Source organism: Pantoea eucrina, assembly GCF_020079945.1.
In the GTDB taxonomy this organism is placed as follows: domain Bacteria; phylum Pseudomonadota; class Gammaproteobacteria; order Enterobacterales; family Enterobacteriaceae; genus Pantoea; species Pantoea eucrina.
This window is the reverse complement of sequence record NZ_CP083448.1, coordinates 2,604,432-2,624,528: the sequence shown is the minus strand read 5'-3', so window position 1 is coordinate 2,624,528 and position 20,097 is coordinate 2,604,432. Positions and strand designations below refer to the sequence as shown.

The window sequence follows — 20,097 nt, the reverse complement described above, 5'->3', positions numbered from 1 at the left end:
TAGCGTCAACAGGATCTCTATGCAGAACGTCACTCCCATGCTCGCACGCAAAGACGACAGCTTGCCCGAAGAGCCGCGCTCCTCATTACCCGGCGGCGTTATTGGCTTTTTTGCCTACTGGTGCGCGCTGGCCATTCCCTTTCTGCTCTACGGCTCCAATACGCTATTCTTTTTTCTCTATACCTGGCCTTTTTTCCTTGCGCTGCTGCCGGTATCGGTGCTGGCCGGCATCGTGCTGAGCCTGATGATGCGTGGGCACCTCTTCTGGTGCGCCCTGGCGACCGGTCTGCTGGTCATCTGCCTCTTCTGGCTGGTGTTCTCCTATCTGTCCGGCTGGTAAGCGCAGAGATGTGCAAACGCATCCGCTGGTTACAAAAGTTTGCCTGCTGTTTTTCGTGACCGCCTGCTATAAATAATCCGGATAAATCTGCTTACGCGCCATTTTCGCTGCCGCAGTGGAGTCCGGGCTCAAGTTATGGGATGATTGGGCCGTTTTTCAGGGGGCGGGGATGGGAAAACTGACGTTACTGCTGCTCGCGCTACTGGGATGGTTGCAATATTCCCTGTGGCTGGGCAAGAACGGTATCCATGATTACACACGCGTCAGCGAAGACGTGGTGTCACAACAGGCGAATAACGCCAAACTCAAAGCACGAAACGATCAGCTGTTTGCCGAAATTGACGATCTCAATGGCGGTTCAGAGGCGATTGAGGAGCGCGCACGCAGCGAGCTAGGCATGATTAAACCCGGCGAGACTTTCTATCGCCTGGTGGCAGACCAGAACAAACGAAATGCGCAGCAGTCTGCGCAAAATCAGCAACGATAACAACATGACTCACCACTCTCACGCTGCGGATGTGATTGCCGTCGTGCCGGCTGCCGGTGTCGGCAGTCGCATGCAGGCAGCGTTTCCCAAGCAATATCTCACTATTGGTACCATGACGCTGCTGGAACACAGCGTGGCGCGCCTGCTGGCTAACGCCGCAGTGCAGCAGGTGATTGTCGCCGTCAGCGCTGACGACGGCTGGTTCGATTCGCTGCCGCTGGCGCACGATCCGCGCGTGGTGCGGGTCACCGGCGGCGCAACCCGGGCCGAGTCAGTGCTGGCAGGGTTACAGCACATCAGAGAGAGCGCATGGGTGCTGGTGCATGACGCCGCGCGCCCGTGCCTTCATGCTGACGACCTGGCACGGCTGCTGGCCGTGCGGGAGTACAGCAGAACCGGCGCCATTCTGGCAGCACCGGTACGCGATACCATGAAGCGCGCTGAGCCGGGCAAAACGGCGGTGGCACATACGGTGGAGCGTGACGATCTCTGGCACGCGCTGACGCCACAGTTTTTCCCGCATAGGCTGCTGACTGCCTGCCTGAGCCGGGCGCTCAGCGAAGGCGCTACGATCACGGATGAGGCGTCAGCGCTGGAGTATTGCGGCTATCATCCGCAGCTGATTAGCGGGCGCAGCGACAACATCAAGGTCACGCGGCCGGAAGATCTGGCGCTGGCGGCCTTTTACCTTACTCAGATTCAACGACAGGAGAACGCATAATGCGTATCGGTCACGGCTTCGACGTTCACGCTTTTGGCGGTGAAGGTCCACTGGTGATTGGCGGGGTGCGTATCCCGTTTGAGCACGGTTTTATTGCCCACTCCGACGGCGACGTTGCGCTGCATGCGCTGACCGATGCCCTGCTGGGCGCGGTGGCGATGGGCGATATTGGCAAGCTTTTTCCGGATACGGATCCGGCGTTTAAAGGAGCTGACAGCCGCGGCTTGCTGCGCGAAGCGTGGCGTCGTATTCAGGCGAAAGGCTACGCCATTGGCAACGTTGACGTCACGATTATCGCGCAGGCGCCTAAAATGCTGCCGCACGTGCCGCAGATGCGCGTCAATATCGCCGAAGATCTGGGCTGCCACATGGATGCGGTTAACGTGAAGGCCACCACCACCGAAAAGCTCGGCTTTACCGGACGCGGTGAAGGTATTGCCTGCGAGGCAGTGGCTCTGCTGGTAAAGGCTGACGCATGAGTGAGCTGCACTATCTGCACGGCGTGCCTGCTGCCACTGGCATAATTAAAGCGCGTCCGGATGATTTTGTGGTGATCGAAGATCTCGGTTATCCCTATGACGGCGACGGCGAGCAGCTGCTGGTACGCATCCGCAAAACGGGCTGCAACACGCGTTTTGTTGCTGAAGCCCTGGCAAAATATCTGGGCGTGCCGGCGCGCGACCTGAGCTATGCCGGCATGAAAGATCGCCACGCCGTGACTGAACAGACGCTCTGTTTCCGCCTGCCGGGTAACGCAATGCCGGTAATGAGCGGCTTTCAGCTTGAAGGGGTTGAGATCCTGCAGGTGATCCGGCACAGGCGTAAGCTGCGTACCGGCGCGCTGGCGGGAAATGCCTTTCGGCTGGTGATCCGCGACGTGTCTGATCGCGCCGACGTTGACGCGCGCCTGCAGCAGATTCAGGCTCAGGGCGTTCCCAACTATTTTGGCGAGCAGCGCTTTGGCCGCGGCGGGAATAACCTGCAGCAGGCGCAGCGCTGGGCAGAAGAGCAGTTTCATCCGCGCGATCGGAATATGAAAGGCCTGCTGCTGTCAGCCGCGCGTAGCTACCTGTTTAATCAGGTGACCAGCGCGCGTCTGCAGCGCAACGGCTCACTGCAGCTGGCGCAGGCAGGCGATGCGCTGCAGCTCGCCGGACGCGGCAGCTGGTTTGTCGCCGCTGCCGATGAGCTGCCAGCGCTGCAGCAGCGCGTGGCCGCGCATGAGCTGCGCATCACGGCACCGCTGGCGGGACGCGGTGAGGTGGGCACGCAGGGAGAAGTTGCCGCATTCGAGCAGCAGCAGCTGGCGCAGTCGCCGGCACTGCTGACGCTGCTGACGCGTGAACGGGTTGATACCGCCCGCCGCGCGATGCTGGTGGTGCCGGATAATCTGCAGTGGCAGTGGCAGGATGACGCCACGCTGGCCCTGCAGTTCTGGCTGCCCGCCGGCAGCTTCGCCACCAGCCTGGTGCGCGAGCTGCTGAGCAACGGCGCTGCGGCACCGCTCGGCGACGAGTAGCGCTGACGCCCGGCGCGTTAATCCACCCGGCCGCTGGCCGGGTTCTGACCACTGCAGAGACAAACCCTGCCTCTGTCACGATTTACGTCTACCACTTCCCGCGCCTCATCGCTAGAATGCATCTATCCCTGTCTCACCGGCCGCTGGCGTAACTACGCCCGATTTTTCGCACAGCCGGCACCGGCTGGCGGGGACCGGTGAATGAACAAAGGTCAGAAACAGATGCGGATATTGCTGAGTAACGACGATGGAATCCATGCGCCCGGCATTCAGACGCTGGCGCACGCGCTGCGGGAATTTGCTGAGGTACAGGTGGTGGCACCCGACCGCAACCGCAGCGGTGCCTCAAATTCACTGACGCTGGAAACGCCGCTGCGTACCTTCACGCATGCCAGCGGCGATATCGCTGTACAGATGGGGACACCCACCGACTGCGTTTTTCTCGGCGTGAATAAGCTGATGCAACCGCGTCCTGACATTGTGGTCTCAGGCATCAATGCCGGTCCCAATCTGGGCGATGATGTGATCTATTCCGGTACCGTTGCAGCTGCGATGGAGGGGCGCCATCTCGGCCTGCCGGCGCTGGCGGTGTCGCTGAATGGTCATACGCACTATGACAGTGCGGCAGCCGTAACCTGCGTGCTGCTGCGTGCGCTCTCCCGGGCACCGCTGCGTACCGGACGTATCCTCAATATTAATGTGCCCGATTTGCCACTGGCGCAGATTAAAGGTTTTCGCGTCACGCGCTGCGGCAGCCGCCATCCGGCAGATCAGGTGATTTGCACTGAAGATCCACGCGGCCAGCCGCTCTACTGGATAGGCCCGCCAGGCAAACAGCTTGATGCCGGCCCTGATACCGATTTTGCCGCCGTAGACGCCGGCTATGTTTCGCTGACGGCGCTGCATGTCGATCTCACCGCACACGCCGCGCAGAGCGTGCTGCATGACTGGCTGCTGCAGGCAGAGGTCTCACTGGCATGATAAACCGGCGCATCGACACGCTGTTAGCCCAGCTGCGGGCGCAGGGCATTACAGATGAGCGTCTGCTGCAGGCGATTGCGGATGTACCACGTGAGCGCTTTGTAGATGAAGCGTTTGAGCACAAGGCGTGGGACAACATGGCACTCCCTATCGGCAGCGGACAGACCATTTCCCAGCCCTATATGGTGGCGCGTATGACCGCGCTGCTGGAGCTGAACCCGCACTCCCGCGTACTGGAAATCGGCACCGGCTCCGGCTATCAGACCGCTATTCTGGCGCATCTGGTCAATCACGTCTGTTCCGTTGAGCGCATCAAAGGGTTGCAGTGGCAGGCTAAACGCCGTCTGAAGCAGCTCGACCTGCATAATATCTCTACCCGGCACGGTGATGGCTGGCTCGGCTGGCCCGCGCGCGGGCCGTTTGATGCCATCATTGTTACCGCAGCGCCCCCCGAAATTCCGACTGCGCTGATAGCACAGCTGGGTGAGGGTGGCAGAATGGTGCTGCCGGTGGGGGAGGACCATCAGGTGCTTAAGCGTCTGCGCCGCCACAAGGGCGAGCTGACGGAAGAGATTATCGAGCCGGTACGCTTTGTTCCGCTGGTGCAGGGTGACCTGGCGTAAGGGCGATCTTACGTATTTCTTCACAATCACAGCGTGGCATGGCGCAGGTGATATTGTTACTATCCTCTTTTTCGATACCGATGCGCGTTTGAGCCTATTCGCGTAGAGATTTATGCGGTTCAGGCCGCGAGAGAGTTCTGACCAGTATTGCCATCACGGGGGAGCAATGAGCACAGGAAGCACCGCATTTCAATTACGCCGTCTGGCGGCAGTCTCACTGGTAGGTTTCTGGCTGGCTGGCTGTAGCTCTGGCGATAATACGCAGGCGCCTATCAGTCAGGTTGGCAGTAATAATGGCGGCGGTATGCTGACCCCTCAGGGCGGCGGTATGGTCGCTCCACAAGGGGGTGGTATGGTTTCCGGGCAGAGTTCGCCGGTGCCCGCTATGCCACAGGGCGGAATGTTAAGCAGTAATACATCTTCTGCTGCTCCTGCGGGTGGAATGATTAGTGCCAGTAATAATGTAGCGACTGAAAACGGACGCATTGTTTACAACCGCAATTACGGGAATATTCCGAAAGGCAGCTACGGCGGTGAAACCTATACCGTCAAACATGGCGATACCCTGTTTTATATTGCCTGGATCACCGGCAATGACTTCCGCGATCTGGCTCAGCGCAACAATATTCCCGCGCCATACGGCCTGAGCGCAGGGCAAACCCTGCAGGTAGGCAACGGTAACGGTCAGACAATTACCGGTGGAAATGCGATTACAGCAGCCGATGCCAGCCAGAGCGGAGCCACCGGAACAACGGCGCAAACGCAAATAAAATCCCCTGCTGTTGCACAGCAACCTGTTATTACGTATTCTGATGATTCAGGTTCGACAGGTGGGAAAATGCTACCGTCGAAAGGAGCAACTAATGTGGCAACGACCACAGCTCCGGTTACCGCACCGCCTACAGTCAGCAGCACCTCAAATAGCTCAACCCCGGTGGGGAGCTGGCGCTGGCCGACTGATGGCAAGATCATCGATAACTTCTCTGCTGCGGAAGGCGGAAACAAAGGTATCGATATCGCCGGGTCTCGCGGACAATCTGTTGTCGCTACCGCATCGGGAAGGGTGGTGTACGCAGGTAACGCGTTACGCGGGTACGGTAATTTGATCATCATTAAGCATAATGATGATTATCTGAGTGCCTACGCCCACAACGATACAATGCTGGTCCGGGAACAACAGGAAGTTAAGGCGGGGCAAAAGATAGCTACCATGGGTAGCACCGGTACCAGTTCAGTTAGATTGCACTTTGAAATTCGTTACAAGGGGAAATCCGTAAATCCGTTGCGTTATTTACCGCAGCGATAATCCGGCAGAACCTTTGGTGTTCTGCCCTTGGATCACGGGTAGGAGCCGCTTATGAACCAGAATACGCTGAAAGTTAATGAGTTACATGAAGATGCGGAATTCGAGGAGAACGGAGCTGAAGTTTTCGATGAGAAAGCTCTTGTTGAGAACGAACCTGGTGATAGCGAAGTAGCAGAAGAAGAGCTGTTGTCACAGGGTGCGACGCAACGAGTATTGGATGCGACGCAGCTCTACCTCGGAGAGATCGGTTATTCCCCGTTGCTGACGGCAGAAGAAGAAGTCTTCTTTGCGCGTCGTGCTTTACGAGGCGATATTCCTTCTCGCCGCCGCATGATCGAAAGTAACTTACGCCTGGTAGTGAAGATTGCCCGTCGTTACAGCAATCGTGGTCTGGCCCTGCTGGACCTGATTGAAGAGGGTAACCTCGGCCTGATTCGTGCCGTAGAGAAATTTGACCCGGAGCGCGGGTTCCGTTTCTCAACGTACGCTACCTGGTGGATTCGTCAGACTATTGAACGGGCTATCATGAACCAAACCCGTACAATTCGCCTGCCGATTCATATTGTCAAAGAGCTGAACGTTTACCTGCGTACCGCGCGTGAACTTTCACACAAGCTCGATCACGAGCCGAGTGCGGAAGAGATTGCCGAGCAGCTGGACAAGCCGGTTGATGACGTGAGCCGTATGCTGCGTCTCAATGAACGTATTACCTCGGTTGACACCCCGCTGGGTGGTGATTCCGAAAAAGCGCTGCTGGATATCCTGGCCGATGAGAAAGACAACGGCCCGGAAGACACCACGCAGGACGATGACATGAAACAGAGCATCGTTAAGTGGTTGTTTGAACTTAATGCCAAGCAGCGTGAAGTGCTGGCGCGTCGTTTCGGCCTGTTAGGCTATGAAGCGGCAACCCTGGAAGATGTGGGTCGCGAAATCGGGTTAACCCGCGAGCGCGTTCGTCAGATTCAGGTGGAAGGGCTGCGTCGCCTGCGGGAAATCCTGCAGACACAGGGCCTCAATATCGAAGCACTGTTTCGTGAATAAGCCATAATCAGCAGCAAAAACGGTGACCTGTCAGGTCACCGTTTTTTTTTGCCTGCGATCAGACCAGGCTTTTCAGCCGGTAGATCCACTCCAGCGCCTGCTTTGGCGTCAGGCTGTCAGGATCCAGCGCTTCCAGCGCGTCCACCGCCGGCGAGGTCTCTGCCACCAGCAGAGGCAGCTGCGCACCGCCGGCTGCCGAGGCGTTCTGACTGCCGGAAAGCGCCTCCAGCTCTTTCAGCTTCTGCCGCGCGCGCTTGATTACCTCTTTTGGCACGCCCGCCAGCGCCGCAACCGCCAGGCCATAACTCTTGCTGGCGGCACCCTCCTGCACGCTGTGCATGAAAGCGATGGTATCGCCATGTTCAACCGCATCCAGATGCACATTCACAACACCCTCCAGTTTTTCCGGCAGCGTGGTCAGCTCGAAATAGTGGGTGGCAAACAGCGTCATCGCTTTGATGCGACTGGCAAGGCTTTCGGCACAAGCCCAGGCGAGTGACAGGCCATCATAGGTTGAAGTGCCGCGACCTATCTCATCCATCAGTACCAGGCTATTTTCCGTCGCATTGTGCAGAATATTGGCGGTTTCTGTCATCTCAACCATAAACGTTGAGCGGCCGGAGGCAAGGTCGTCTGCCGCACCGACGCGGGTAAAGATGCGATCGACAGGACCAATCACGACCTCTTCAGCCGGTACGAAACTGCCTATCCACGCCATCAGCGCAATCAGCGCGGTCTGACGCATATAGGTGCTTTTACCGCCCATGTTTGGTCCGGTGATGATCAGCATGCGCCGCTGCATCGACAGCGAGAGCGGGTTGGCAATAAAGGGCTCTTTCAGCACCTGTTCCACCACCGGATGCCGGCCTGCGGTAATGCGGATACCCGCTTTCTCCTGCAGCACCGGCCGGCAGTAGTTCAGCGTCCAGGCGCGCTCTGCCAAGCTGGCGAGTACATCCAGCTCGGCCAGCGCGGCCGCGCTCAGCTGCAGCGCTTCAAGATGCGGCAGCAGGCGATCGAACAGCTCCTCATAGAGGCCTTTTTCCAGCGCCAGCGCCTTGCCTTTGGAGGTCAGAACTTTATCTTCATACTCTTTCAGCTCAGGAATGATATAGCGCTCGGCGTTTTTCAGCGTCTGGCGACGCACATAGTGGATGGGCACCAGGTGACTCTGACCGCGGCTGACCTGAATGTAGTAACCATGTACCGCGTTAAAGCCGACTTTCAGCGTATCCAGCCCCAGTTTTTCCCGCTCGCGGATCTCCAGCCGGTCAAGGTAGTCACTGGCACCGTCAGCCAGCGCCCGCCACTCATCGAGTTCAGCGTTATAGCCCGGCGCGATGACGCCGCCGTCACGCACCAGTACCGGCGGTGATTCAATGATTGCCTGCTCCAGCAGCGTATGCAGCTCAGCAAACTCGCCCGTCTGCGTGCGCAGGCTCACCAGCCGTTCCGTCTTTGCTCCGGCCAGCAGCTGATTGATTTCCGGCAGCTGCTGAAACGCATGCCGCATGCGCGCCAGATCGCGCGGGCGCGCGGTGCGCAGCGCCAGGCGTGCCAGTATGCGCTCCAGATCGCCTACCTGACGCAGGACCGGCTGCAGCGCGTCGCTCAGCGACTGCAATTCTGCAATCGCATCCTGACGCCGGACAATTGTCGTAAGGTCACGCAGCGGCATATGCAGCCAGCGCTTCAGCATACGGCTGCCCATCGGCGTGACGGTTTTATCCAGGACCGCTGCCAGCGTGTTATCGATCCCGCCGGCCAGATTCTGGGTGATTTCAAGATTACGGCGCGTGGCCGCATCCATGATCACGCTATCCTGCTGGCGCTCCATGCTCAGGGAACGAATGTGCGGCAGTGTGGTACGCTGAGTATCTTTGGCATACTGCAGCAGACAGCCCGCAGCGCGCAGTCCCAGATGCGCCTGCTCCACGCCAAATCCGCGCAGGTCGCGCGTGCCGAACTGCAGATTCAGCTGCTGGCGCGCGGTGTCGATCTCAAATTCCCACAGCGGACGCCGCCGCAGCCCGCGGCGCTGGTCAATAAGCGACATCGCCTGCAGGTCTTCAGGGTAGAGCAGCTCCGCAGGATTCGTGCGCTGGAGTTCTGCTGCCATCGCTTCAGCGTCGCCCGGTTCGCTCAGGCGGAAACGCCCGGAGCTGATATCCAGCGTGGCGTAGCCAAAGCCGCGCTGGCTCTGGAAGATAGCGGCCAGCAGGTTATCCTGGCGCTCCTGCAGCAGCGCTTCATCGCTGATAGTGCCGGGGGTGACAATCCGCACCACCTTGCGCTCAACCGGGCCTTTGCTCAGCGCCGGATCGCCAATCTGTTCGCAAATCGCTACTGACTCGCCCAGCTGAACCAGCTTTGCCAGATAGCCCTCTACGGCGTGATAGGGCACACCGGCCATCGGAATGGGCTCACCGGCTGAAGCACCCCGTTTGGTCAGCGAGATCTCCAGCAGCTGCGAGGCGCGCTTTGCATCATCAAAGAACAGCTCGTAGAAATCGCCCATGCGGTAGAACAGCAGGATGTCAGGGTGATCGGCTTTCAGGCGCAGATACTGCTGCATCATTGGCGTGTGAGCGCTGATATTCTCTAATGTACTCATAGTATTAGGGTGTCCATGTTTAAACATAAGCAGCGCGATACATGATTCTGATTCTCTTTTATCTGCCCCTCTTAAGGCTCAGCGTGGTTGCCAGAGGCTGGCTGAAGGGCGGGCAGTAACCTGAATGTGTTCACGAGTACGTGCTGATTATGATAACGGAGTCTGTATGGCAGGAAAACCGGCGCGCAGGGCTGTTTCTTCGGGAAGGCTTCAGAATTGCAGAATGAGCCGGTACTGTTTCTGCGCTGAGGGCGCAAAATGTCATCGTCAACATTTCACGAAAGCTGCTACCATCGCGTTACTCCTGCTGACACTGCCGATAGCGAATGTTATGACCCGAAAAAGTACCAAAGCGGCCACCATTAAAGATATTGCGCAGATTGCCGGCGTAACCAATATTACCGTTTCACGCGTGTTTACTGCCCCTGATAAGGTTAAACCCGAAACGCGCGAGCGGATCCTGGCCGCAGCACGCACGCTTAACTATGTGCCTAACGCGTTTGCCCGCAATATCAAAGCCAGCCAGAGCCCTATTATCGGCGTGGTTACCGACGATACCTTTAATATTGTTTATTCCCATATCATCAAAGAGGTGTGCCGCCTGTCAGATGCCAAAGGCTATTCGGTCATGTTCTTTACCACGAACGGCAACCGGCAGATTGAGGCGCGCGCGCTGCAGACGCTGGTCAGCTATAAAGCGGCCGGGATTATTTTGTCGGTAGTGGAGGATTCTGACCGCTACGATAAAAGCCATATCGACGTGGTGCGCCACTCCTCAAGCCAGCTTATCCAGCTGGATCGTCAGTTTGATACGTTGCTGCCGGCGGTCTATATCAACAACAGCCGTGCCGGTGAGCTGGTTGCAGAAGCGATAATGAAAAAAGCGTTTCGCAATGTGCTGGTCATTGGCGGCAGCGAACACTCTCACATTACCCGGCAGCGTATTGACGGGATCCGAAGCGGGATTGACGAGCGCGTTACTCTGCACACGCTTTATACCGACTACCGCTACGAACATGCTAAGGCGATGATTCAGTCATGGTTCTCTACCACCCATGAACGCTACGATGCAATTGTCGGATTAAACGGCATGATTACACTGGCGGCTATTAATCTGGCCAACAAGTGGGGAATGCACGACACCGGCTTTATCTCTGTTGATGAAGTACCCTGCGCCGAAGATTTTAATCAGGTTATTCCTTATGTCGCTCATGATACCGGCCAGTGGGCGCGGGTGGTGTCAGAAAATATCATCTCCGCTATTGAGGGCCGTCCCTACGAAACCCGCGTGATGCTTAATGGCTTCCTGAAAAACCTTTAGTTTCAGACGCCTGCCGGGTTTTTTCTGTAACAACACTGAAAGCGATGTTAATAAGATGTGACATGCCGCAAGGATCTTAAACTTGTCCATCTGAGAATGTTGACGTTGTCATTTCAGGTGTTTAAATTTTGATCTCATGTCTGTGGCGATGAATTTAACAATCCTCAGATAGCGTATTCCTGGCATACAGGACGTTTTTATCTTTATGTTAACGTCAACATTTCAGGTGTGGTTGCGCAGTGTTCCTGTACCGGCTTTATTTCGTAACGACGATAAGCAGTTAACTGAAAAGACCCGGAGAAAATTATGAAAGGCAAACTGAACACCCTGCTGGCGCTCTGTGTAACGACCCCTTTAATGCTGGCATCTGCACTGGCGATAGCAAAGCCGCTGACTATCGGCATGTCCTTCCAGGAGATGAATAACCCCTATTTTGTCACCATGCAGGAAGCGCTCAAGGCTGCAGCCGGCAGCATGGGGGCTACGGTGATTGAGGCAGATGCCCGTCACGATGTCTCAAAGCAGATCAACGACATTGAAGATATGCTGCAGAAAAAAGTCGACATCCTGCTGATTAATCCGGCGGACACCAACGGGGTGGAAAACGCGGTAAACGAGGCAAAAAAAGCGGGCGTAGTGGTAGTGGCGATTGACGCTCAGGCTAAAGGCCCAATCGACTCTTTTGTTGGCTCCAAAAATTATGATGCCGGCCTGCAGGCCGGAGAGTTTCTGGCGAAAGCGCTGGGCGGTAAAGGTAAGGTCGCCATTCTTGATGGTATTCCGGTGGTGCCGATCATCGAACGCGTTAAAGGGTTTGAAGATGCAATGAAGAAATATCCCGGCATCAAAATCGTTAACCGTCAGAACGGCAAACAGGAGCGTGATACTGCGCTAAGCGTTACCGAAAATATGCTGCAGGCAGCGCCGGATCTGGCCGGCATTTTTAGCGTCAACGATACCGGTGCGCTCGGGGCTCTGGCGGCGATTCAGGCGAACGGCGCAGATGTGAAACTGGTCAGCGTCGATGGTCAGCCGGAAGCGGTGAAAGAGATTGAGAAAGCGGGATCGCCGTTTATTGCAACTTCTGCGCAGTTCCCGCGTGACATGGTACGGCTGGGGCTGGGCGTGGCGATGGCGAAGCACTGGGGAAGTCAGGTGCCGGCTGCAGTACCGCTTGACGTAAAACTGATCACGAAAGAGAACGCCAGCGGCTTTAGCTGGTAATCACTCCGGGGAGGCGCTGCCATGCCGTTACTGCAACTCAGCGGAATCAGTAAATCATTTCCGGGCGTACGCGCGTTAAACAACATCAACCTGACGCTGCACGCCGGTGAAATCCATGCGCTGCTCGGTGAAAACGGGGCGGGTAAATCCACGCTGATGAAGATCCTGAGCGGTATTTATCAGCCTGACAGCGGCGAAATCGCTATCGACGACCGGCCGCAGCAGTTTGCTGGCTATCGTCAGGCGATAACAGCTGGCGTGGGAATTGTCTTTCAGGAGTTCTCGCTGATACCGGGACTTAATGCCGTCGAGAATATTTTTCTGAATCGCGAACAGCGTACCCGCTGGGGATGGCTGGATCGCCAGACGATGCGCAGCCGTACGCTGGCGCTGCTGGCGCGGCTGGGGGTTGAACTCGATCCGGACATTGCGGTAACGCACCTCAGCGTGGCGCAGCAGCAGTTTGTTGAAATTGCCAAAGCGCTGGCGCTGGATGCGCGGATCCTGATCCTTGATGAACCTACGGCAACGCTGACGCCGGGTGAAGCTGAGCATCTGTTCCGGGTGATGCGCGACCTGCGACAGCAGGGGGTGGGCATGCTGTTCATCTCGCATCATCTGGAGGAGATCTTTGCGGTATGCGACACCATCACGGTACTGCGCGACGGAGGCTATGTTGGCACCCTCCCGGTGAGCGACTGCAGCAGCGAGCAGCTGGTAAAAATGATGGTGGGCCGTCAGGTGGCACAGCATTTCCCCGATAAGCTGCCGCTGCCGGCGGCAACGCTACCGCTGCTGGAGGTCAATCTGCAGCGCCAGCGCCAGGGACCCGCAGACGCTTTTCAGCTCTGGCCCGGAGAAATTCTCGGCTTTGCCGGGCTGGTGGGATCGGGCCGCACCGAAACCGCCTGCGCGATGCTGGGTGCACAGGCGTGCTGGCAAAAGGAGGTGCGCCTGAATGGCGAGCCGCTGCGGCTGCGTACGCCCGCCGATGCCTTAGAGCAGGGGATCGGACTGCTGCCGGAAAACCGCAAAACCGAAGGGCTGGTACTGCCGTTTAGCGTGGCGCATAACATCACGCTGAACCGGCAGATCACCCACGGCGGATTTCTGCACCATGTGCGCGAGCGTGAAGTGGTCAGCGATCTTATCCGCAGGGTTGGCGTGAAAACGCCGTCAGCGGAGCAGGAGGTGAATACGCTTAGCGGCGGCAATCAGCAAAAGGTGGTCATTGCGCGCTGGCTGAATAATGACTGCAAGGTGCTGATCTTTGACGAACCCACACGCGGTATCGATGTGGGGGCAAAAATGGAAATTTATCAGTTGATGCAGCAGCTGACCCGTAAGGGCATCGCCATCATCGTCATCTCTTCTGAGCTGCCGGAGATTATTGGCCTCTGCCACCGGGTGCTGGTGTTTCGCAACGGACATATTGCGCAGGAGCTTTACGATACGGCAATCAACGCTGAAACCATCATGCTACACGCTACGGGGAACGCATCATGAGTATTCTCTCTAATTCCATGCTGTCACAAACGTCGCGCAGGCGCGGCCGGCTTGACCGCTGTCTGCACCATCCCGCCTTCCTGCCGTTTGTCGGTTTTGTGCTGCTGTTTATTGTGATGATTTTTCTCAACGATAGCTTTCTGACCGCGAACAACCTCAGCAACGTGGCGCGTCAGGTCTCTATCAACGCCATTATTGCCGTGGGAATGACCTGTGCCATCTTAACTGGCGGGATCGACCTGTCAGTGGGATCGGTGATGGCGCTCTCCGGCACCGTGGCCGCCGGTCTGATGGTAGCGGGTATTCCGATGCCGCTGGCGGTGCTGGCCGGATTGCTGATCGGTATGGGCTTTGGTGCCCTGAACGGCGGCTGTATCGCCTGGCTGCGGATGCCGCCCATCATCGTTACGCTCGCCAGCATGGGGATCGCACGGGGACTGGCGCTGATGTATACCGGGGGATATCCCATCTCCGGCCTGCCGGAAAGCTTCATGATGTTTGGCCGTGCCAGCCTGCTGGGTATTCAGGTGCCCATTTTAATCATGCTGGTGGTCTATTTGCTGGCGTGGATCCTGCTGCACCAGAAGCCCTTTGGTCGTCACGTCTACGCTCTGGGCGGCAATGAAGAGGCCGCGCGCCTGAGCGGTATCCGTGTTTCACGCACCAAGCTCTGGGTATATATCATTAGCGGACTCACAGCGGCGGTGGCCGGTATTGTGCTCAGTTCGCGTCTGATGAGCGGACAGCCCAACGCCGGTAACGGATTTGAGCTGGATGCGATCGCTGCTGTCGTGCTGGGCGGGGCGGCAATAGCTGGCGGTAAAGGTGCCATTCTTGGGACGCTGGTGGGCGCGATGATGCTCGGCATTCTCAATAATGGCCTGAATCTGATGGGGGTTTCACCCTATGTGCAGATTGTGATTAAAGGCGGGATCATTCTGGGCGCGATCTGGCTGAGTTCCGTTAAGCGTAAAGCACACCGTTAAGATAGCCTGCGGGCTATCTCTCTGTCATTCAATGTTGACGTTAACATTTATCGAAAAGGATACGCTATGAATATTCTGCCGCAACAGATCAAAAGCCTGGTGAACTATGGCCCGCGCGATTATCGCCTGGAAACCTTACCGCTGCCTGAGCCAAAAGCACGCGAGCTGCTGGTAAAAGTGGGAGCATGTGGTATCTGCGCGTCTGACGTCCACTGCTGGCACGGGGCGCCAATGTACTGGGGAGATGGTAATCCGGAAAAAGCCTGGGTTAAAACGCCAGTAGTGGTGGGGCATGAGTTTTATGGCACGGTCGTCGGATATGGCGAGGGCGCGCTGGAGCATTTTGGCGTGTCGCCTGGCGACCGCGTCATCGCTGAACAGATTATTCCCTGTAATCAGTGCCGCTTCTGCAAAGATGGCAAATACTGGATGTGCGAAAAGCACGACATCTACGGCTTTCAGACGCAGGACTCTGATGGCGGTATGACCGAATATATGCTGTTCAAAGCCAACAGCCGGGTGCATAAAATTCCTGATACGCTGACGCACGAAGAGTGCGCGCTGATTGAGCCCTTCGCCTGTGCGGTCCACGCGGTGAACCGCGCGGCGATTGAATTCAATGATGTGGTGGTGCTGGCAGGGGCTGGCCCGCTCGGCACCGGCATGATTCAGGCTATCCGCCTCAAAAACCCCAAGCTGTTTATTGTACTGGATACCATTCCGGAACGTCTGGCGCTGGCGAAAAAGCTGGGGGCCGATCTGGTTTTCAACCCGCTGGAGCAGGATGTGGATGCGGAGGTGCGCAAACTCACTGACGGCTACGGCTGCGACATCTATATAGAGGCGACCGGCAACCCACTGGCAGTTAATCAGGGACTGCAGATGATCCGGCGCATGGGCCGCTATGTCGAGTTCAGCGTGTTTGGTAAGCCTGCAACGGTAGACTGGTCGATCATTGGCGACCGCAAAGAGCTGGATGTGCGCGGCTCACATCTTGGCCCGCACTGCTATGAAACGGTCATAAGCTTTTTTGAGAAAAAATGGTTCACCGCAGAAGGCATTGTTACGCACAGTTTTCCGCTGGCGGAGTGGGAGCAGGGGTTTGCGATGGCATCAGGTCGCGAATCGATCAAAGTGCTGCTGGTACCCTGAACCGTTACGTGCGCCACCTCGTCCTGAGGGGCGCACACACCGCGTAAAGTTACGACATTACTCTGTCCGTTAATGCGCTGAACGACTACCATATGCGTTCAGGTTTTTTGCTCGCTTATGGATATCTAATGCGTATTAAGGTTGCCCTCATTCCGTTGTTTTTCCTGCTTGCTGCCTGCAGCAGCAAGCCTGCGCCTCATCAGCAAGGCGATGTTGTGCCGGCACCTAAAGGCGGCTTCCTGCTGGATTCGTCGCATGCGGTTCAGCCGATGTTTGGTGACTTTGCCGGCAACCCGGCAGCAGAACAATTTATCGATCGGATGGTAGCGAAACATGGTTTTGATCGCGATCAGCTGCATGCGGTTATCGGCCAGGCAAAGAGGCTTGATTACGTACTGCGCCTGATGGATCAGCAGGCACCGAGCTATACGCCGCCAGCGGGGCCAAACGGCGCCTGGCTGCGCTACCGGAAAAAATTTATCACGCCCGATAACGTACAGAATGGCGTAGCGTTCTGGAATCAGTATGAAGATGCTCTGCAGCGGGCGCAGCAGGTTTATGGCGTACCGCCGGAAATTATCGTCGGCATTATCGGCGTTGAGACGCGCTGGGGCCGGGTGATGGGCAAAACCCGTCTGCTGGATGCGCTGGCGACGCTCTCGTTTAACTATCCGCGCCGCGCCGCCTATTTCAGCAGCGAGCTGGAAACGTTTCTGCTGATGGCGCGCACCGAACAGGACGATCCGCTGGATCTGCGCGGATCCTTTGCCGGGGCAATGGGCTATGGCCAGTTTATGCCCTCATCCTATAAAGAGTACGCGGTGGATTTTAACGGAGATGGTCATACCAATCTCTGGGATCCGGTTGATGCGATTGGCAGCGTCGCAAACTATTTCAAAGCGCACGGCTGGCGCAGCGGTGAGACAGTCGCCGTACCGGCGAGCGGACAGGCACCCGCGCTGGAGAATGGCTTCAAAACGCGTTATCCGATTGCCACGCTGGCGGCGAGCGGTCTGACCCCGCAGGGCTCACTGAATGGCAACAGCGAAGCCAGCCTGCTGCGACTCGATCTGGGCACCAGCTATCAGTACTGGTACGGCCTGCCTAACTTCTATGTGATTACGCGTTATAACCACAGCACCCATTACGCGATGGCCGTATGGCAGCTGGGAGAGGAGGTCGCCAAAGCGCGGCAGGGCAATCTGCTTTAATGCTGTCCTTATAAAGTGTGAGGATATAATATGGCACCCTCTTTGCGGTGCCATTTCACCGCATGCAGATTATCAGGAGCACTTATGGAGCATTTACCCGCCTGTCCGCTGTGTCAGGCTGATTATACCTGGCAGGATGGCGACAACCTTAACTGCCCGTCGTGCGGCCATATCTGGTCTGCCAGCGCGGCAGAAGCGAGCGATACGCTGCTGGTACGCGATGCCAATGGCAATACGCTGGCAGATGGCGACAGCGTCACCGTGGTCAAAGATTTAAAGGTAAAGGGCAGCTCTTCGGTGCTGAAAATTGGTACCAGGGTCAAAAGTATTCGTCTGGTTGAAGGCGATCACAATATTGACTGCAAAATCGAGGGCTTTGGCCCGATGAAACTCAAATCTGAGTTTGTGAAAAAGAGCTGATGGCCGGACGGCGCAGGCCGTCCTGTTTTTTACCCTGAAGGTATTTACGCCTCCCGCTTTCGGTTCCTGCTGCGCCACCCTCTGTACTGAACACCTCCGGTCTCACTCACTGCTGAACGTCAGCGCCTGCCTGGCACAGATCGCGACTATGCTTGATTAAGCGGTACTGACTCCGGCCGATCCGGCACGCGGCAACGGCACGCTGCTGTGCGCTTCCCCGCATCCGGTCAGGATGGCATGAAACCGGACCGGAGGCAGCGGAAGCAGGGGCGCAAATTTCACTGCTGCTGGTTGAAAAGCGCCGTCTGCCGCTCCATTTACTGCTAACGTTGCGCCGCAAAAGGAGAAAGCGATGAATGACGAACAGCTGCAGCAGTTAAGCCGTCAGATTGGCGAAAAGCTCATAGCGCGCCACGCCAGCGTGACGACGGCTGAATCCTGTACCGGCGGCTGGATTGCCAAAGTTTTCACAGATATCAGCGGCAGCTCTGCCTGGTTTGAGCGCGGATTTGTCACCTATAGTAATAGTGCCAAGCAGCAGATGGCAGGCGTGCAGGCGAGCACGCTTGCGCGCTATGGCGCAGTGAGTGAAGAGACAGTACGTGAGATGGTGGCAGGCGCGTGTCAGGCGGCGCAGGCACCTTATGGGATCGCTGTAAGCGGCATTGCAGGACCGGGCGGCGGCAGCGCAGATAAACCCGTGGGCACCGTCTGGTTTGCCCTTGCCGGACCGGAAGGTATCTTTGCGCAACGCTGTGTTTTTGCAGGCGATCGCGAGGCGGTGCGGCGTCAGTCGGTGGCCTGGGCGCTGCAGACGCTGCTTGATCAATTTCTGATAAATTAGGCTTGATACTGTATGATTATACAGTATAATTATTGGCAACAGAACGAGCGGACACAGCCAGTGTTTGCTCACCCGGCATGATTAGGAGTGTAAATGGCGATCGACGAGAACAAACAGAAGGCTTTAGCTGCCGCACTGGGCCAGATTGAAAAACAATTTGGTAAAGGCTCCATCATGCGTCTGGGTGAAGACCGCTCGATGGATGTAGAAACTATTTCTACCGGCTCCCTGTCGCTGGACATCGCACTGGGTGCGGGTGGTCTGCCGATGGGCCGTATCGTAGAGATCTACGGACCGGAAGCTTCTGGTAAAACCACGCTGACGCTGCAGGTTATTGCGGCTGCACAGCGTAAAGGTAAAACCTGCGCCTTTATCGATGCTGAGCATGCGCTGGATCCGGTCTATGCGAAAAAGCTGGGCGTGGATATCGATAATCTGCTCTGTTCACAGCCGGATACCGGTGAGCAGGCGCTGGAAATCTGCGACGCGCTGGCACGTTCAGGTGCCGTTGATGTCATCATCGTTGATTCCGTTGCGGCGCTGACGCCTAAAGCGGAAATCGAAGGTGAGATCGGTGACTCGCATATGGGTCTGGCGGCACGAATGATGAGCCAGGCGATGCGTAAGCTGGCAGGTAACCTGAAACAGTCCAATACGCTGCTGATCTTCATCAACCAGATCCGTATGAAAATTGGTGTGATGTTCGGTAACCCGGAAACCACCACCGGTGGTAACGCGCTGAAGTTCTACGCCTCCGTTCGTCTTGATATCCGCCGTATCGGTGCGATCAAAGAGGGCGACGAAGTGGTAGGTAGCGAAACGCGCGTGAAAGTGGTGAAGAACAAAATCGCTGCACCGTTTAAGCAGGCAGAATTCCAGATCATGTATGGCGAAGGGATCAACACCTTTGGTGAGCTGGTAGACCTGGGCGTGAAACACAAGCTGGTGGAAAAAGCCGGTGCGTGGTACAGCTACAACGGCGATAAGATTGGTCAGGGTAAAGCAAACGCGACCAACTTCCTGAAAGAGAACCCGGCAATTGCGAACGAGATTGACAGCAAACTGCGTGAGGCGCTGCTGACAGGTGCGACAGCAGAGGCAAATACTAAAGAGCCTTCTGACGCTGAGCTTGAAAAAGCAGGCGAAACTAACGAAGACTTTTAATATCAGCGGGAGCAGCAATGCTCCCGTTTTCTTTTTTACTCCTCTGCACGCCTTCCGCTCTCTGCCCCCCATGCTTTACCCTGTTCGTTACCAACAGTAAGGCTAATGTGTATGTCATCAACATCATCACAGGCACCGGTGCCTGACTTCTCCCGTTTACTTGACCGCGCTATGCGCCTGCTTTCACAGCGTGATCACAGCCGCAGCGAGCTGAAGCGCAAACTGCAGCTCTCCGGCCAGCGTGCGGCCTATCTGCAGCAGCAGGAAAATATCCCGATTCCGGATGAGCTGCTGGAAAAAGTGCTCGACTGGTGTCAGGAAAATGGCTGGCTGAACGATAATCGATTTACTGAGCGTTTTATCCAGAGCCGGGCGCGCAAAGGATATGGTCCGCAGCGCGTCAGGATGGAGCTGCAGCAAAAAGGCATCGGACGCGACGAGATCAATCAGGCGCTGGCAGAAAGTGACGTAGACTGGACAGCGTGTGCTGCAGAGCTTGCCAGACGTAAGTTTGGCGAGCCGCTGCCGCAAACCTGGGCAGAAAAAAGCAAAGTACAGCGTTTTCTGATGACAAAAGGCTTTATGATGGAAGATATTCAGGCGGTTTTCAGAAATAGTGACGACTGAAAGGCAA

Annotated in this window: 20 protein-coding genes; 19 read left to right on the top strand and 1 reads right to left on the bottom strand. The window is 56.7% G+C overall.

The genetic code is table 11. The annotated features are described in order from the left end of the window. Window positions 1-19: 19 nt before the first annotated feature. From LAC65_RS12550 to rpoS, 9 genes are all read left to right on the top strand, one after another. Window positions 20-340 (top strand): DUF3561 family protein, encoded by a 321-nt coding sequence (locus tag LAC65_RS12550; protein ID WP_039379856.1) that lies wholly within the window; start codon window positions 20-22, stop codon window positions 338-340. 169 nt (window positions 341-509) lie between these two features. Next, window positions 510-827 carry a cell division protein FtsB gene (ftsB, locus tag LAC65_RS12545; protein ID WP_039379853.1) on the top strand — a complete coding sequence of 106 codons (318 nt, stop codon included), beginning with the start codon at window positions 510-512 and terminating at the stop codon, window positions 825-827. 4 nt (window positions 828-831) lie between these two features. Continuing rightward, window positions 832-1,548 carry a 2-C-methyl-D-erythritol 4-phosphate cytidylyltransferase gene (gene ispD, locus LAC65_RS12540; RefSeq protein WP_039385626.1) on the top strand — a complete coding sequence of 239 codons (717 nt, stop codon included), beginning with the start codon at window positions 832-834 and terminating at the stop codon, window positions 1,546-1,548. Then, on the top strand, window positions 1,548-2,027 hold the full coding sequence (gene ispF, locus LAC65_RS12535) for a 2-C-methyl-D-erythritol 2,4-cyclodiphosphate synthase (RefSeq protein WP_039379851.1): 480 nt from the start codon (window positions 1,548-1,550) through the stop codon (window positions 2,025-2,027). The genes ispD and ispF overlap by 1 nt, the downstream gene beginning before the upstream one ends. Continuing rightward, window positions 2,024-3,067 carry a tRNA pseudouridine(13) synthase TruD gene (gene truD / locus LAC65_RS12530; RefSeq protein ID WP_039379849.1) on the top strand — a complete coding sequence of 348 codons (1,044 nt, stop codon included), beginning with the start codon at window positions 2,024-2,026 and terminating at the stop codon, window positions 3,065-3,067. Before ispF ends, truD begins: the two co-directional genes overlap by 4 nt. Window positions 3,068-3,289: 222 nt before the next feature. After that, complete coding sequence (gene surE, locus LAC65_RS12525) at window positions 3,290-4,048, top strand: 5'/3'-nucleotidase SurE (RefSeq protein WP_039385625.1); 759 nt, start codon at window positions 3,290-3,292, stop codon at window positions 4,046-4,048. After that, entirely contained in the window at window positions 4,045-4,671 is a 627-nt protein-coding gene (locus tag LAC65_RS12520; RefSeq protein WP_039379847.1) for a protein-L-isoaspartate(D-aspartate) O-methyltransferase, read from the top strand. The genes surE and LAC65_RS12520 overlap by 4 nt, the downstream gene beginning before the upstream one ends. 166 nt (window positions 4,672-4,837) lie before the next feature. Beyond that, on the top strand, window positions 4,838-5,977 hold the full coding sequence (gene nlpD, locus LAC65_RS12515) for a murein hydrolase activator NlpD (protein ID WP_039379844.1): 1,140 nt from the start codon (window positions 4,838-4,840) through the stop codon (window positions 5,975-5,977). 51 nt (window positions 5,978-6,028) lie between these two features. After that, complete coding sequence (rpoS, locus tag LAC65_RS12510; RefSeq protein WP_039330767.1) at window positions 6,029-7,021, top strand: RNA polymerase sigma factor RpoS; 993 nt, start codon at window positions 6,029-6,031, stop codon at window positions 7,019-7,021. Between the two features lie 58 nt (window positions 7,022-7,079). Here the strand turns inward: rpoS and mutS are convergent, their stop codons facing one another. Then, the gene (gene mutS / locus LAC65_RS12505) at window positions 7,080-9,635 is read right to left on the bottom strand and encodes a DNA mismatch repair protein MutS (RefSeq protein ID WP_039379842.1); all 2,556 of its coding nucleotides are present in this window, start codon (window positions 9,633-9,635) and stop codon (window positions 7,080-7,082) included. Window positions 9,636-9,966: 331 nt separating this feature from the next. On the opposite strand from mutS, the gene LAC65_RS12500 reads away from it, so the two are divergent. The 10 genes from LAC65_RS12500 to LAC65_RS12455 all read left to right on the top strand — a co-directional run bounded on the left by LAC65_RS12500 (window position 9,967) and on the right by LAC65_RS12455 (window position 20,090). Continuing rightward, window positions 9,967-10,956, top strand: coding sequence for a LacI family DNA-binding transcriptional regulator (locus LAC65_RS12500; RefSeq protein ID WP_039385624.1), 990 nt, complete (start codon window positions 9,967-9,969; stop codon window positions 10,954-10,956). A gap of 357 nt (window positions 10,957-11,313) precedes the next feature. Beyond that, entirely contained in the window at window positions 11,314-12,180 is an 867-nt protein-coding gene (locus LAC65_RS12495; protein WP_369826801.1) for an ABC transporter substrate-binding protein, read from the top strand. Between the two features lie 21 nt (window positions 12,181-12,201). Then, window positions 12,202-13,686: a sugar ABC transporter ATP-binding protein gene (locus LAC65_RS12490; protein ID WP_039379840.1), complete on the top strand. Its 1,485-nt coding sequence runs from the start codon at window positions 12,202-12,204 to the stop codon at window positions 13,684-13,686. Continuing rightward, window positions 13,683-14,672 carry an ABC transporter permease gene (locus LAC65_RS12485; protein ID WP_052246438.1) on the top strand — a complete coding sequence of 330 codons (990 nt, stop codon included), beginning with the start codon at window positions 13,683-13,685 and terminating at the stop codon, window positions 14,670-14,672. The genes LAC65_RS12490 and LAC65_RS12485 overlap by 4 nt, the downstream gene beginning before the upstream one ends. Before the next feature lie 66 nt (window positions 14,673-14,738). Continuing rightward, the gene (locus LAC65_RS12480) at window positions 14,739-15,824 is read left to right on the top strand and encodes an alcohol dehydrogenase catalytic domain-containing protein (protein WP_039379838.1); all 1,086 of its coding nucleotides are present in this window, start codon (window positions 14,739-14,741) and stop codon (window positions 15,822-15,824) included. 128 nt (window positions 15,825-15,952) lie between these two features. Beyond that, on the top strand, window positions 15,953-17,035 hold the full coding sequence (gene mltB, locus LAC65_RS12475; RefSeq protein WP_039379836.1) for a lytic murein transglycosylase B: 1,083 nt from the start codon (window positions 15,953-15,955) through the stop codon (window positions 17,033-17,035). Between the two features lie 84 nt (window positions 17,036-17,119). Beyond that, window positions 17,120-17,455 (top strand): zinc ribbon domain-containing protein YjdM, encoded by a 336-nt coding sequence (locus tag LAC65_RS12470; RefSeq protein ID WP_039379834.1) that lies wholly within the window; start codon window positions 17,120-17,122, stop codon window positions 17,453-17,455. Window positions 17,456-17,807: 352 nt separating this feature from the next. Then, on the top strand, window positions 17,808-18,299 hold the full coding sequence (pncC, locus tag LAC65_RS12465) for a nicotinamide-nucleotide amidase (protein ID WP_039379832.1): 492 nt from the start codon (window positions 17,808-17,810) through the stop codon (window positions 18,297-18,299). A gap of 93 nt (window positions 18,300-18,392) precedes the next feature. Next, window positions 18,393-19,463, top strand: a complete 1,071-nt coding sequence (recA, locus tag LAC65_RS12460; protein WP_039379830.1) for a recombinase RecA — start codon at window positions 18,393-18,395, stop codon at window positions 19,461-19,463. 111 nt (window positions 19,464-19,574) lie between these two features. After that, complete coding sequence (locus tag LAC65_RS12455) at window positions 19,575-20,090, top strand: regulatory protein RecX (protein WP_223811772.1); 516 nt, start codon at window positions 19,575-19,577, stop codon at window positions 20,088-20,090. Window positions 20,091-20,097: the final 7 nt, after the last annotated feature.

What these genes read in the sequence shown, in the direction of transcription:
- LAC65_RS12550 (WP_039379856.1), top strand. Translation starts at nt 20, where the DNA reads ATGCAGAACGTCACTCCCATGCTCGCACGCAAAGACGACAGCTTGCCC.
- ispF (WP_039379851.1), top strand. Translation starts at nt 1,548, where the DNA reads ATGCGTATCGGTCACGGCTTCGACGTTCACGCTTTTGGCGGTGAAGGT.
- LAC65_RS12495 (WP_369826801.1), top strand. Translation starts at nt 11,314, where the DNA reads ATGCTGGCATCTGCACTGGCGATAGCAAAGCCGCTGACTATCGGCATG.
- LAC65_RS12455 (WP_223811772.1), top strand. Translation starts at nt 19,575, where the DNA reads ATGTCATCAACATCATCACAGGCACCGGTGCCTGACTTCTCCCGTTTA.
- LAC65_RS12470 (WP_039379834.1), top strand. Translation starts at nt 17,120, where the DNA reads ATGGAGCATTTACCCGCCTGTCCGCTGTGTCAGGCTGATTATACCTGG.
- ispD (WP_039385626.1), top strand. Translation starts at nt 832, where the DNA reads ATGACTCACCACTCTCACGCTGCGGATGTGATTGCCGTCGTGCCGGCT.
- recA (WP_039379830.1), top strand. Translation starts at nt 18,393, where the DNA reads ATGGCGATCGACGAGAACAAACAGAAGGCTTTAGCTGCCGCACTGGGC.
- mltB (WP_039379836.1), top strand. Translation starts at nt 15,953, where the DNA reads ATGCGTATTAAGGTTGCCCTCATTCCGTTGTTTTTCCTGCTTGCTGCC.
- nlpD (WP_039379844.1), top strand. Translation starts at nt 4,838, where the DNA reads ATGAGCACAGGAAGCACCGCATTTCAATTACGCCGTCTGGCGGCAGTC.
- LAC65_RS12485 (WP_052246438.1), top strand. Translation starts at nt 13,683, where the DNA reads ATGAGTATTCTCTCTAATTCCATGCTGTCACAAACGTCGCGCAGGCGC.
- ftsB (WP_039379853.1), top strand. Translation starts at nt 510, where the DNA reads ATGGGAAAACTGACGTTACTGCTGCTCGCGCTACTGGGATGGTTGCAA.
- pncC (WP_039379832.1), top strand. Translation starts at nt 17,808, where the DNA reads ATGAATGACGAACAGCTGCAGCAGTTAAGCCGTCAGATTGGCGAAAAG.
- LAC65_RS12500 (WP_039385624.1), top strand. Translation starts at nt 9,967, where the DNA reads ATGACCCGAAAAAGTACCAAAGCGGCCACCATTAAAGATATTGCGCAG.
- LAC65_RS12520 (WP_039379847.1), top strand. Translation starts at nt 4,045, where the DNA reads ATGATAAACCGGCGCATCGACACGCTGTTAGCCCAGCTGCGGGCGCAG.
- LAC65_RS12490 (WP_039379840.1), top strand. Translation starts at nt 12,202, where the DNA reads ATGCCGTTACTGCAACTCAGCGGAATCAGTAAATCATTTCCGGGCGTA.
- mutS (WP_039379842.1), bottom strand. Translation starts at nt 9,635, where the DNA reads ATGAGTACATTAGAGAATATCAGCGCTCACACGCCAATGATGCAGCAG.
- LAC65_RS12480 (WP_039379838.1), top strand. Translation starts at nt 14,739, where the DNA reads ATGAATATTCTGCCGCAACAGATCAAAAGCCTGGTGAACTATGGCCCG.
- rpoS (WP_039330767.1), top strand. Translation starts at nt 6,029, where the DNA reads ATGAACCAGAATACGCTGAAAGTTAATGAGTTACATGAAGATGCGGAA.
- surE (WP_039385625.1), top strand. Translation starts at nt 3,290, where the DNA reads ATGCGGATATTGCTGAGTAACGACGATGGAATCCATGCGCCCGGCATT.
- truD (WP_039379849.1), top strand. Translation starts at nt 2,024, where the DNA reads ATGAGTGAGCTGCACTATCTGCACGGCGTGCCTGCTGCCACTGGCATA.